Origin of the sequence: Streptomyces stelliscabiei (genome assembly GCF_014873495.1) — a bacterium.
Taxonomy (GTDB): Bacteria; Actinomycetota; Actinomycetes; order Streptomycetales; family Streptomycetaceae; genus Streptomyces; species Streptomyces bottropensis.
Map to the genome: position 1 here is coordinate 1,453,227 of NZ_JADBGF010000001.1, position 12,472 is coordinate 1,465,698.

General features: G+C 73.6%; 9 protein-coding genes. 3 read left to right on the top strand and 6 right to left on the bottom strand.

The window, feature by feature from the left end:
- Positions 1-20: 20 nt before the first annotated feature.
- Positions 21-728: an HdeD family acid-resistance protein gene (locus tag H4687_RS06290; RefSeq protein ID WP_046913906.1), complete on the bottom strand. Its 708-nt coding sequence runs from the start codon at positions 726-728 to the stop codon at positions 21-23.
- 186 nt (positions 729-914) lie between these two features.
- On the opposite strand from H4687_RS06290, the gene H4687_RS06295 reads away from it, so the two are divergent.
- Entirely contained in the window at positions 915-2,330 is a 1,416-nt protein-coding gene (locus H4687_RS06295; protein WP_046913913.1) for a DUF2252 domain-containing protein, read from the top strand.
- Between the two features lie 74 nt (positions 2,331-2,404).
- Here the strand turns inward: H4687_RS06295 and H4687_RS06300 are convergent, their stop codons facing one another.
- From H4687_RS06300 to H4687_RS06320, 5 genes are all read right to left on the bottom strand, one after another.
- Complete coding sequence (locus H4687_RS06300; protein ID WP_005474987.1) at positions 2,405-2,602, bottom strand: hypothetical protein; 198 nt, start codon at positions 2,600-2,602, stop codon at positions 2,405-2,407.
- Positions 2,603-2,757: 155 nt separating this feature from the next.
- On the bottom strand, positions 2,758-3,285 hold the full coding sequence (locus tag H4687_RS06305) for a hypothetical protein (RefSeq protein WP_046913905.1): 528 nt from the start codon (positions 3,283-3,285) through the stop codon (positions 2,758-2,760).
- Between the two features lie 108 nt (positions 3,286-3,393).
- The gene (locus H4687_RS06310) at positions 3,394-5,049 is read right to left on the bottom strand and encodes an MFS transporter (RefSeq protein ID WP_097251474.1); all 1,656 of its coding nucleotides are present in this window, start codon (positions 5,047-5,049) and stop codon (positions 3,394-3,396) included.
- 776 nt (positions 5,050-5,825) lie between these two features.
- The gene (locus tag H4687_RS06315) at positions 5,826-8,507 is read right to left on the bottom strand and encodes a LuxR C-terminal-related transcriptional regulator (protein WP_046913903.1); all 2,682 of its coding nucleotides are present in this window, start codon (positions 8,505-8,507) and stop codon (positions 5,826-5,828) included.
- A 175-nt stretch (positions 8,508-8,682) separates the two neighbouring features.
- The gene (locus H4687_RS06320) at positions 8,683-10,395 is read right to left on the bottom strand and encodes an IlvD/Edd family dehydratase (RefSeq protein WP_046913902.1); all 1,713 of its coding nucleotides are present in this window, start codon (positions 10,393-10,395) and stop codon (positions 8,683-8,685) included.
- Between the two features lie 49 nt (positions 10,396-10,444).
- Here H4687_RS06320 and H4687_RS06325 point away from each other — a divergent pair, with 49 nt between their 5' ends.
- The gene (locus tag H4687_RS06325; protein WP_046913901.1) at positions 10,445-11,269 is read left to right on the top strand and encodes an IclR family transcriptional regulator; all 825 of its coding nucleotides are present in this window, start codon (positions 10,445-10,447) and stop codon (positions 11,267-11,269) included.
- 55 nt (positions 11,270-11,324) lie between these two features.
- A complete protein-coding gene (locus H4687_RS06330; RefSeq protein WP_192781805.1) occupies positions 11,325-12,347 on the top strand; it encodes a zinc-dependent alcohol dehydrogenase in 1,023 nt (340 codons plus the stop codon).
- Positions 12,348-12,472 lie beyond the last annotated feature (125 nt).

The following is a 12,472-nucleotide window of genomic DNA, read 5'->3' on the forward strand; positions in this document are numbered from 1 at the left end:
TGACTCCACCTCCTCCTCGGTCACGCGGGGGGTCCGGCGGTCGCCTCGTGCGCGCTCGTCAGGCCCGCCCGGTGCAGGGCGGCCCGCCAGGCGAGGGCGACCGCCGCCTCGGCCAGGCCGAGCAGCACGAGCCACAGGCCGAGCAGCCGGGTCAGCGCCGTAGCCGACTCGGTCGGCAGGGCCAGCACCACGATCCCCGCGACGATGCCGAGCACCGCGGCGACGAGGACGAACCCGCGGTGGGGAAGGTCCTTGGCCGCGAGGGCGGTGTGCAGGGTGAGAATGCCGCTCGCCAGCCAGACGATCCCGACGATCAGGGAGAGCGCGGCGATGGTCTGCAGCGGGTTCCGCAGACAGAGCACTCCGGCCAGGACGCACAGCAGCGCCAGCAGCAGTCCGGAAAGCCGCTCACCCGCTTCGTCCCGGGCGAAGACGCCGACGAATCGGAACACGCCGATCGCCAGCAGGTACAGGCCGATGAGGACCGCGAGGACGTGCAGGGTCTCGTCCGGCCAGACCAGGACGATGACGCCCGGGACCAGCGTGGCCAGTGCCGCGCCGAGGATCCAGGTCCAGGACCGGCCGACCCGCCCCAGTGTCTCCGCCGGGTCGCCCGGGGCGCCGGGCGCCCCACGGGGTGGGGCGGCCGTTCCGCCGGGCCGGTCGGCGCTTCCGCCGGGCCCGGAGCCCGTCCCGGTACGCGGTGCCGGGCCAGATGACTCGGTCATGGCTCCTCCTCGCGGCCGAGCGGCCGTTTCGGCACCGTCGGCGCGCGACGGTGTGCGGTGACCTCAGAGGGTCAGCGTCCCCGCGCCCGCACCCCGGCCGGATCACCCTCGGCGGGTGATCCCCGCGAATCGGATGCAGGATGAGGAGGGAACTACGCCCGTCCGGCGGTGCAGGAGGTGTGGGTCATGACCGTATCGAGCGCATTCACGGCATCACTGTCCGTGACCGAGCGGGCGGAGTACGGCCGGAACGCGCGCAAGCGCGCCTCGCGGTCCTGCCATGGCTGGTTCGAGGCGGACGCGGACGCGGGACGGACCGACCCGATCGAGGTGATCGAGCGTCAGTCGGCCACGCGGCTCCAGGAGTTGGTCCCGATCCGCTACGGCCGCATGCTCGAATCCCCGTTCCGCTTCTACCGGGGCGCGGCCGCCATCATGGCGTCGGACCTCGGCTCCCTGCCGAACAGCGGCCTCATGGTGCAGCTCTGCGGTGACGCCCATCTGCTCAACTTCCGGCTGCTCGCCTCACCCGAACGCCATCTCGTGTTCGACATCAACGACTTCGACGAGACGCTGGCCGGGCCGTTCGAGTGGGACGTGAAACGGCTGGCGGCCAGCTTCGTGATCGCGGGCCGGGCCAACGGCTTCTCCACCCACGAGCAGAACAAGGCGGTGCGGACCTGTGTGAAGGCGTACCGGCGGCGGATGCGCGACTTCGCCGGCATGCCCACGCTGGACATCTGGTACGCGCAGGACGACGCCGACCGGCTGCGGGAGCTGATGGCCTCCTTGATGGACAAGCGGAGCCGACGCCGGACCGCCGAGGCGGCCACGAAGGCGCGGACGCGCACCCACCTCCAGGCCTTCGAGAAGCTCACCCGGATCACGGCCGAGGGACGGCTGATCACCCCCGACCCGCCGCTGATCACCCCGCTGCGGGACCTGTTGGCGGACCCCTCCGGGGACGGGCAGGAGAAGGAGCTGCGGAACGTCCTGGACCAGTACGTCCGGACCCTGTCGTCGGAACGACGGCATCTGCTGCGCCACTACCGCGTCGTCGACATGGCCCGGAAGGTGGTGGGCGTCGGCAGCGTCGGGACGCGCTGCTGGATCATTCTCCTGCTCGGCCGGGACGACACCGACCCGCTGCTGCTCCAGGCGAAGGAGGCGCAGCAGTCCGTCCTCTCCGCCCAGCTCGGCGGCGACCGCTGGGACAACCAGGGCCGCCGGGTGGTGTCGGGGCAGCGGCTGATCCAGACGACCAGTGACATCTTCCTGGGCTGGACCCACGTCGTCGGTCTCGACGGGCGCGAACGGGACTTCTACGTACGGCAGTTGCGCGACTGGAAGGGTATCGCGCGGCCCGAGACCTGGGATCCCGGCATGCTGCGGCTCTTCGCGCGGGTGTGCGGGGCCAGCCTGGCGCGGGCCCACGCCCGCTCCGGCGACCCGGTCGCCATCGCCGCCTACCTGGGCGGCAGCGACCGCTTCGACCGCGCGCTCGCCGAGTTCGCGCAGTCCTACGCCGACCGCAACGAGCGGGACTTCGACGTGCTCCGCGTCGCCGCGCACACGGGCAGGGTCCACGCGGAGAGCCTTTGACGGTCACTCCTCACTCCGGGTCTCGGCTCACTCCGGGTCGCGTCTCACTCCGGTTCGCTCCGGCTCACTCCGGCTCACTCCGGCAGTTGGCGCATCTCCAGGACCCGTAGGCCGAGGGACTGGCAGCGGGCCAGCAGGCCGTAGAGATGCGCCTCGTCGACGACGTGTCCGAACAGGACGGTGTGGCCGGACATCTCGACATGGTCCAGCTCGGGGAAGGCGCCGGTCAGCGCCTTCGACAACCTTCCGTCGACGCGTATCTCATAGCGCATGAGCGGTCGTCCTCATGGCCGGTGTCGGGCGGGCTGCGCCCCTTCTCCTGCGATCGTGCGTCCCGGAGCGTCGGCCGGGCCTCACCCCGGGAAGGTGAGAGTCGGTGGGTCGGTGAGTGTCGGTGGGACGGTGAAAGTCGGTGGGACGGTGAAAGTCAGTGGGTCAGATAGAGCTTGAACGCGATGATCAGAAGACCGAGCACCAGATTGACCGAGGCCGTCACGGCGACCAGCCCCCATGAGGCGTCGGCCCGGCGGGCAGCCGCCGCGGACCAGCCGACCTGTCCCGCCACCGCCACCGCGATCGCCAGCCACAGTGCGCCCGGCACGTCGAGGCCGAGGACGGGACTGAGGGCCACGGCGGCGGCCGGTGGAACGGCGGCGTTGACGATCGGCCACTCGTCGCGGCACACCTCCAGCACGATCCGGCGATCCAGCCCCCGCCGCGACAGCCGGGCTCCGAACAGCTGGGCGTGCACGTGCGCGATCCAGAACACGAGACCGGTGAGCAGCAGCAGGAGGACGATCTCCAGGCGGGGATAGGACCCCAGGGTGCCGACGCCGATGAGCACGGAGGACGCGAGCATGGATCCGTAGACCCCACCGGTGTAGTCGGTGCGGGCCCGGCGCGTGGCGCCGCGCTCGTCACGGGTCGTGGCGGATGCGGGCCCGGTCGCGGACATCGTCCCGGTCTCCTCTCGGTGGCGGGTGCTTCGTCGCGCGTGGGAGTCGCCGTCCTCGGTGGCGGTCTCAGTCGTCCTGGTGGCGGTCCCAGTCGTCCGGTGGCGGTCTCAGTCGCCGTCCCGGCGGGTCGAGCCGGGTGCCGCCGCCGGGGTGCGTCCGGAGCCGCCGCCCGTGCCCGGCGGTGGCGTACGGTCCTTGCGTCCGGTCGGCAGCCGTGGCGTGACCAGGAACGCGGCGAGGGTGATGCCGCCGGTGGCGAGGATGGCCGCCTTGAGGCCGTTCAGCTGGGCGGACGCGTAGGAGTCGGCGAGCGCGTCGACCTCGGACGGCGGCAGCCCGGCGCGCTCGGCCGCCGTGCGCACCTGCTCGGTGGGGACGAAACTGATCCCGGCCTGGAGCGCGACACTCGTCTGCTGCCGGGCCTCCTGCGACAGCCTCGGGTCGTCCTCCACCTGCGCGGTGAAGGCATGGGCGAGGGACCCGATGAGCAGCGATCCGATGAGCGCGGTGCCCAGCGCGGACCCCAGGTTCTGCGCCGTGAACTGCAGCCCGCCGACCTCGCTGCGCTCCTCCTCCCCCGCGCTGGACTGCACGACGTTGCCCAGCTGCGAGGCGAGCAGCCCCATGCCCACGCCGAGCAGACCCATGGCCAGGGCGAACTGCGTGTCGTCGATGACGGGGTCGATGGTGGCCAGCAGCCACACGATGGCCACCGCCAGGGTCGCCAGGGCCAGCCGCACCACCCGGCGCGGGCCCGCCCTGCGCCCCAGCCGGGAGGCGACCAGGGACGCGGCCAGCATGGTGATGGACACCGGGAGCAGCCGCAGCCCGGTCTGGAAGGCGTCGAATCCCTGCACGACCTGCAGATAGAGCGGGATGGTGAAGAACAGCCCGAGCAGGATGAGGTTCTGGCACAGCAGGGCCGACAGCCCGCTGCGCAGCGCGGGCCTGCGCAGCAGGGGCAGGTGGACCAGGGGGTCGGTGCCGTGGGCGGTCCGCCGGTGCTCCCAGTGCACGAAGGCGACCAGGACGAGCGCTCCGGCGCCGATGACGAACAGGGTCGGGGCGAAGCCCATGACGGTGAAGGGCGGGTTGCGGGGCTGCACCCAGCCCCAGGTGCTGCTCTGCAGCACGCCGAGCACGCCCAGCGCGAGTCCGGCCGCCGACAGCGCGGCGCCCACGCCGTCCATCGCGGGACGCGGGCCGGTCCGGGGTGCCTCGGTGATCGCGCGGCGGAAGCACAGGACGGCGACGACGACCACGACCTCGCCGGCGAAGACCAGCCGCCAGGTGAGGTACGTCGTCACCCAGCCGCCGAGCAGCGGGCCGACGGCGATGCCCGCGCCCGCCAGTCCGCCGATGACGCCGTAGGCGACGGCCCGGTCCCGCCCTCGGTAGGACTCGGCGACGAGCGCGGCCATGGCCGGCAGCACCATGGCCGCGCCGAGTCCCTCGATGACCGACCAGCCGAGCCCGAGGACCCACAGCGTGGGCGCGACGGCGGTCACGGCCGAGCCGATGCCGTAGACCACGAGGCCGAGGAAGAAGAGCCGTCTGCGGCCGAGGATGTCGCCGAACCTCCCCCCGATGAGCATGAAGGCGGCCATGACCAGCGCGTACAGCGTGATCACGCCCTGGATGGCGGTGACCTCGGTGTCGAAGTCCTCGACGAGTTGGCTGATGGAGACGTTCATGACGGACGTGTCCAGAACCATCAGGAACTGGGCCGTCCCGAGGACGATCAGAGCCCGCCAGTGCGCCACGGTGTCCTCCACGCCGAGTTGTCCCGGAACCCCGGTGGGGGCGATCCGGAGGCGACAGGCCGTCGGCCGGCCACCCCCTCCATCCCAGCTCAGAAGCCCTTCCAGCGCCTCACCCGCCGCGGGGGAGGCAGCCACCCCGGCGGGCCGGTGATCACGGTCCCCGAAATCGCGAGCCGGTCACGCCATCAGCAGCCCGCGCGCTCGGCGGACCGCCGCGGAACCGGCCGCGATCAGCCCCGGGGAGAATCTGGGGGAGTTCCGACGGCAGTCCCATCCCCCGCTTCCCAGCGGATCGCGTGGTCAGCACCAGGGAGTACGGAAGCTGACCCCGAGAGCGGGATGATGTGGAGCCTCACCGGCCGCTCCCGGTTGCTCACCCTTGCCGTGGCGAGTGGTTCGCAGCCTCTTCCCGGTAACCGGATCCTGCTGCGGGTCTCCGGCACCGCCGTCGACGTGGTGATGTCCGAGGGCGACGCGGTGCACTTCACCGCCGACGCGGCGAAGACCGGCCGGGTGCCCGAGCCCGGTGCCGCACCCACAGGGGCGGAGTCACCGGGTCGTTCACCCTGTCGGACACCGACGGCTGGGTGACCGGGCGGCCAGACGGCGTTCGACACCGTCACCGACGGCGCGGTCCACCTCGGACCCCGACGCGGCACCCGTCGTCCACAGGTGAGAAGCAGCCGGTGCACGGGGCGGCCCGCGAGAGCCTCCTCGCGGGCCGCCCCGCACCACGGTGATCTGGCACGGTGGCGGCGCCACGCCACATCGCGGCGTCAGAGCAGATGGAGTTCGCGGGCGCGGCGTACGGCCTCGTTGCGGCGGTTGACCGCCAGTTTCCGGAAGACGCTCTTGAGGTGGGTCTTGACGGTGTTCACCGACACGCACAGGTCGGCGGCGATCTCGTCGGTCGACATCATCCGCTCCAGCCGCCGCAGTACGTCGCGCTCGCGTCCGCTCAGGTCCTCCACCACCGGTGGCCGGTCCTCGGGACCGGGTGCCCCGGTGGGCGGGGCGGGTCCCGGGGTGAGCCAGCCTGCCGCGAGACCCTTCAGGGCAGGGGTGTCGAGGACGGGCCGGAGCCATCCGCCGGCTTCGGCGAAGGGACGGCGCAGCCGTTCGCGCCGGGCCTCGTGGAGGGCCTGGGCGACGAGCCGGCGCACGGCGGCCCGGTCTCCCGCCGCGTGCGCGGCCTCCGCGCGGACCAGCAGGGCCCGTACGGTCACCGCGGGCCCGGTACGGCTCTCGGGCAGCACCCCGTCCAGCAGGTCGAGCGCGGCGAGGGGCGTGCCCGCGGCCAGCCGGGCCCGTGCCTCCCCCACGGCGCAGACCGGCTGGCGGCCGGGTACGGCGTGCAGCAGTGCGGCGGCCTCCTCGGGCCGGCCCCGGGCGAGGTGGGCGGCGGAGACGACCAGGGCGGTGTGGCCCCGCGCCCAGGGCGAGGCCACGTCGGCGGCCACGCCCGGTTCGGCGGCGGCCAGGGCGCCGCGCGTGTCCCCGCGGGCCAGCCGCAGACGGGCGGTGGCGATGGCCCGGCCGGCCTCGGTCACCGGATCCCGCATGGTGGGCGGGGCGTCCGCCACGGCGTCGAGGTGGGCGCGGGCCAGCAGCAGTTCGTCGCGGTCGACGGCGACGGCGGCCAGGACCAGCCGTGCGATGCCGAAGCCGGAGGGCTGCGGCAGGCTGTACCGCTCGGAGAGGGTCAGCGCCGCCGTGGCCTTGCGTTCGGCTCTGCCGAGCCAGCCGTTCAGATAGTCGATGAGGGCCAGCCGCCCGAGACAGTCCTCGCGCGGCAGTGCCGTCGACGCGTCCCCGGAACCGTCGGCGACCAGGGCCAGCGCGGCGCGTGCCTCCTCGAAGCGCCCGGCCCACAGTCGCGTCGAGCCCAGGTGGGCCAGGAGCAGCGCGGTGAGTTCGGGGTGCGCGTCCAGAAGGTGGTCGGGGACCTGTTCCCGCAGCCTTTCGGCCGTCCCGGCCACCAGCTCCGCCCGGCCCGGTGAGCCGGTCAGCCGGGCGGCCAGCGCCTCCAGCAGCAGACAGCTCAGCCGGGCCGCCGCCGGACCGGGCTCGTCCCCGGCCCCGTCCTCCTCCCCCGCCAGACCGCGCTCCGCGTGCCGCAGGTGGCTCAGGCCCCGGTCGAGTTCGCACCGGGAGAGTTCGCGGGCCGCCCGTACGAGGTGCGCGGCGGGGCTCGTCGCCTCGGGGCCCATGTGGGAGAACAGTTCGGCCAGGTCGTCGGAGCGCAGCCCCGTGAACAGCTGGCCGATGGCGAGGTCGTCGACGAGGGCTCCGGCGGTGAACTCCCAGTCGCCCGCGGCGGCGCCGTGCCCGAGCGCCTCGGCGAGCAGTCCCGAGCGGCGCAGCCATTCAGCGGCGCGCCGGTGGAGCACGGGTTCCAGGCCGGGCCGGCGCATCCGCAGATGGGCGCGGAGGATCTCCCCGAACAGCGGGTGGAGCCGGTACCAGGCGTGCCCGAGGTCCTCGACGAACGCGTTCCCGCGGTGCAGCTCCGCCAGGATGGCGGCGGCGTCGCCGCGTTCCGTCAGCGCGTCCGCCAGCTCGGGGCGGATCCGCTCCAGGACGCTGACCCGCAGGAGGAGATCCTGTGTCTCGGGGGTCTGCCGCTGGAGCACCTCCGCGAGCAGGAAGTCCGCGACGGCGGTGCGTTCGACCTCGAACCGCTTCAGATACGTCTCCGGGTCCGGGCTCTCCCGCGCGGCGAGCGCGCTCAGTCGCAGACCGGCCGCCCAGCCCCGGGTGCGCTCCACGAGCGCCCGCGCGACCGGCACCGTGAGCCGCAGGCCGTGCAGGTCCAGCAGGACGGACGCCTCCTCGGGCGTGAAGGCCAGCTCGGCGTTCCTGATCTCCGTCAGGTCGCCTGCGGTCCGGTGGCGGTGCAGGGGCAGCAACGGTTCGGTGCGGGTGACGAGGATCAGCCGCAGGCCGCGCGCCGCGTGGTGGAGCACGAACTCCAGCTGGTCCGCGATCTCCGGGTCGGTCACCCGGTCGAACTCGTCGAGCACCATGATCACGGGCCGCTCCCGGCCGCCCAGCTCCGCGGCGAGCCGCGTCAGCAGCGTACGGTCGACGCGGCCGGCGTCGGCCGGGCAGCCGATCTCGGGCGGCAGGGGCACACCTGCGGCGCGCAGTGCCTGGAGGGCGTAGGCCCAGAACATGCCGGGACCCTGGTCCCCGGCCTCGGTGGTGAGCCAGGCGACCGGCGGCTCCCGCCGCGCGGCCCAGTCGGCGACCAGCAGGGTCTTGCCGGCGCCGGCGGCACCGTTGACCACGGTCAGCGGCGTGGTCAGGGCCCGGTCGAGGTGGTCGACCAGGCGGCCCCGCCGGAGGAAGGTGGCGGGGCGGGCCGGTACGGCGAACCGGGTGCGCAGGAAGGGGTCGCCCCGGGGGTCGGCGCACGGGGGCACGAACCCCGAACCGCTCTCCCCGGACCTTGCCATGGTTTCCACCACCACCGGCCGTCGGAACTTGGGCCGCGCTTTTTGTCCAGCAACAGCATCCCAGTGTTCCCTCGCGACCGCGCGCCACGTCGTATGAGCCGCCTCGCGGCCCCCGCCTCCCACCGACGACGCCACGGTGGCCACCCCGAGGCGTACGGCCGCGGACGGTCTCCCGTCAGTGCGACTCCCGGCTCACCTCGGAGCCGCTGGAGCCGATGAGGAAGTCGAGGTCGGCACCGGTGTCGGCCTGCAGGACATGGTCGACGTAGAGGCGTTCCCAGCCGCGCCGGGGTGCGGCGAAGCCGTCGACCGTGGCCCGGCTCGGCTCGCGGCGGGCGAGTTCTTCGGCGGGTACGTCGACGTCGATGCGGCGGGCCTCGACGTCGAGGGTGATGAGGTCGCCGGTGCGGACGAGGGCGAGGGGGCCACCGGCTGCGGCCTCCGGGGCGACGTGCAGGACGACCGTGCCGTACGCGGTGCCGCTCATCCGGCCGTCGCAGACCCGGACCATGTCCCGGACGCCCTGTTCGAGGAGCTTCTTCGGCAGTGGCATGTTGGAGACCTCGGGCATGCCCGGATAGCCCTTGGGGCCGCAGCCGCGCAGGACGAGGACGGAGTCGGCGTCGACGTCCAGGCCGGGGTCGTCGATGCGGGCGTGGAAGTCCTCGACGGAGTCGAAGACGACGGCCCGGCCCCGGTGGCGGAGCAGGTGCGGGGAGGCGGCGGCCGGTTTGACGAGGGCGCCGTCGGGGGCGAGGTTGCCGCGCAGGACGGCGATGCCGCCCTCGGCGACCAGCGGTTCGGCGCGCGGGCGGATGACCTCGGCGTCCCAGACGGGGGCCTCGTCGAGGAAGTCGACCAGCGGTTCGCCGGTGACGGTCAGCGCCTCGGGGTCGAGCAGGTCACGGACCTCCCGCAGAACGGCGAGCAGCCCGCCGGCCCGGTGGAGGTCCTCCATCAGGAAGCGGCCGGCCGGCTGGAGGTCCACCAGGACCGGCACCCGGGAGCCGATCCGGTCGAAGTCGTCGAGCGACAGCTCGACGCCCAGTCGGCCGGCGATGGCGAGGAGATGGACGACGGCGTTGGTGGAACCCCCGATCGCGGCCAGCGCCACGATGGCGTTGTGGAAGGACGCCCTGGTCAGGAAGGTGCCCGGCCGCCGGTCGGCGCCCACCATGTCCACGGCCAGCCGGCCGGTTCGGTGCGCGGCCGCCAACAGCCTGCTGTCGGGTGCGGGCGTCCCCGCCACGCCGGGGAGCACCGTGCCCAGCGCCTCGGCGACCAGCGCCATCGTCGACGCCGTCCCCATCGTGTTGCAGTGCCCTCGGCTGCGGATCATCGACGACTCGGAGCGGGTGAACTGCTCCTGGGAGAGCGTGCCCGCCCGCACCTCCTCCGACAGCTGCCACACCCCGGTGCCGCAGCCCAGCAGGCCACCGCGGAAGGTGCCGTTGAGCATCGGCCCGCCGGGGACCACGACCGCCGGGAGGTCCACCGACGCGGCGGCCATCAGCAGCGACGGGATCGTCTTGTCACAGCCGCCGAGCAGCACCACGCCGTCGATGGGGTTGGCCCGCAGCATCTCCTCCGTGGCCATCGCGGCCATGTTCCGCCAGAGCATCGCGGTGGGCCGCACGTTCGTCTCGCCCAGCGACACCACAGGCAGGTCCAGCGGGATGCCTCCCGCCTCGTACACACCGTTGCGCACCGAGGCCGCGACCTCGTCCAGATGGGCGTTGCAGGGCGTCAGATCGGAGGCGGTGTTGGCGATGGCGATCTGCGGCCGGCCGGTGAAGGCGTCGTCCGGCACGCCCCGGCGCATCCACGCCCGGTGGATGTAGGCGTTGCGGTCCTGTCCCCCGTACCACTGCGCACTGCGGAGCGTCACGCCGAGCCCCTTCCGATAATCGGTACGGCGGTCTACAGTCCGGAACGCGATGAAGCATACGCAGCCGTACGAAGGATCGACAGACCTCGGCGAGGACGACCCGAAGGGCGCCGTGAGCAGCCGACTCGTGGGGTCGGACCGGGTGCTGGCGGTCCTCAGGGAACTGGCCCGGTACCCCGACGGGGTCGGTCTCGACGAGCTGACACGGGTGATCGGCAGCCCCAAGCCGACCGTGCACCGGGCGCTCGGCGCGCTGCGCCGGGCCGGGCTCGCGGACCAGGACGCGCGCGGCCGCTACGGGCTCGGCGACGAGTTCCTGCGCATGGCCTTCGCCCATCACGAGGCGCGGCCCGAGCACATCCGCGTCCGGCCGGTGCTCGAAGCGCTGGCGCACCGGTTCGGCGAGACCGCGCACTACGCGGTGCTCGACGGTCACGAGGTCGTGTACCGGGCCAAGGTCGATCCGCCCGCGGGCGCCGTCCGGCTGACGTCGACGATCGGCGGGCGCAACCCCGCCCACAGCACCGCCGTCGGAAAAGTGCTGCTCAGCGGGAGGTTGGGCACCCTGGAGGAGGTCGAGACGTGGATCGGCGGCGCGCCCCCGGAACGTCGTACGCCCTGGGCGCCGTGCGCGGCGGCCGAACTGCACCGCGCACTGGACGCCACCCGTGCACGCGGCTACGGCGTGGACGACCAAGAGACCGATCCCGGGGTCAACTGCCTCGCCCTGCCCGTGTTCCTCACCTCGCCGACGGCCCCGTCCGGAGCGGTGAGCGTCAGCGCGCTGGCCTACCGCACGCCCCTGACGGCCCTGGTCGACGCACTGGACGAGATCCGCGCGCTCCTCGGTCGCCTCGGCGCGTCGCACCGGTGACCCACGCGCCGCGTCAGCACCCCGCCCCGGTCCTGGAGACAGAGCTGTGAACCTCATGCGCGCGTTCGTCCTCACCGCCCCCGGCGCGTACGAGGTCCAGGAGCTCCCGGCACCGATGGCCGGAGCGGGCGAGGTCGTGGTCGACGTCGAGCGGGTCGGGGTGTGCGGCACCGACATGGAGTTCTTCACCGGCACGATGGCCTACCTCCACCAGGGGCACGCCGCGTACCCGATGCGGCTCGGGCATGAGTGGGCGGGGCGGGTGTCGGCGGCCGGTGACGGTGTCGACCCGGGCTGGGTCGGCCGACGCGTCATGGGCGACACGATGCTCGGCTGCGGCGGCTGCCGCCGCTGTCTGCGGGGCGACCAGCATGTGTGCGAGCGGCGCCGGGAGGTCGGCATCCGCGGAGGCCGTGCGGGAGCGCTGGCCGAGCGGCTGGCCGTACCGGCCTCCTCCCTGCACGCCCTGCCCGACTCGGTGGACGCCGTGCTCGGCGCGCTCGTGGAGCCGGGCGGCAACGCCCTGCGCGCCGCCCAGGCCGCCGCGACCCGGCCGGGTGACCGCGCGCTGGTCCTCGGGCCGGGGACGATCGGGCTGCTGGTCGCGCTGTTCCTGCGGGCCGCCGGTACGGAGGTGCACCTCATGGGACGGACCGAGGACTCGCTCGCCTTCGCCCGGAGTCTGGGCTTCCCGCACACCTGGACGGAGGACTCCGTCCCGGACCTGCCCTTCGACGCGGTCCTCGATGCTACCAACGCGGCCCAACTGCCCGAGATCGCAGTGGAGTTGGTGGAGCCCGGTGGACGGGTCGTGTACATCGGGCTGGCCGCCGGACCCAGCCGGATCGACACCCGGGCGCTCGTCCTCAAGGACGTCACGGCCGTCGGCGTCCTCTCCGCCTCTCCCGGTCTGGACGCGACGATCCGCGCCTACGCCACCGGCACGGTCGACCCCCGCCCGCTCGTCGCCGCCACGGTGGGCCTCGACGAGGCCGGCCCGGTCCTCGCCGGTCAACGCCCGGCCGGGGCGGGCCCCGGCCCGAAGATCCACGTCGACCCCGCTCCACGAGCGCGCTGATCCCGCCGGGCTCCCCCTTCGAGACCGGGCGCGGTGGCCTCGGCAGAGCCCCTGCGCACCGGCGCCGCCTCCCCGGACGCTCGTGCCGGGCGCACGCGCCCGTGTCATCGGCTCGCCGGGCGCTC

What these genes read in the sequence shown, in the direction of transcription:
- H4687_RS06315 (WP_046913903.1), bottom strand. Translation starts at nt 8,507, where the DNA reads ATGGCAAGGTCCGGGGAGAGCGGTTCGGGGTTCGTGCCCCCGTGCGCC.
- H4687_RS06325 (WP_046913901.1), top strand. Translation starts at nt 10,445, where the DNA reads ATGAAGCATACGCAGCCGTACGAAGGATCGACAGACCTCGGCGAGGAC.
- H4687_RS06295 (WP_046913913.1), top strand. Translation starts at nt 915, where the DNA reads ATGACCGTATCGAGCGCATTCACGGCATCACTGTCCGTGACCGAGCGG.
- H4687_RS06330 (WP_192781805.1), top strand. Translation starts at nt 11,325, where the DNA reads ATGCGCGCGTTCGTCCTCACCGCCCCCGGCGCGTACGAGGTCCAGGAG.
- H4687_RS06300 (WP_005474987.1), bottom strand. Translation starts at nt 2,602, where the DNA reads ATGCGCTATGAGATACGCGTCGACGGAAGGTTGTCGAAGGCGCTGACC.
- H4687_RS06290 (WP_046913906.1), bottom strand. Translation starts at nt 728, where the DNA reads ATGACCGAGTCATCTGGCCCGGCACCGCGTACCGGGACGGGCTCCGGG.
- H4687_RS06305 (WP_046913905.1), bottom strand. Translation starts at nt 3,285, where the DNA reads ATGTCCGCGACCGGGCCCGCATCCGCCACGACCCGTGACGAGCGCGGC.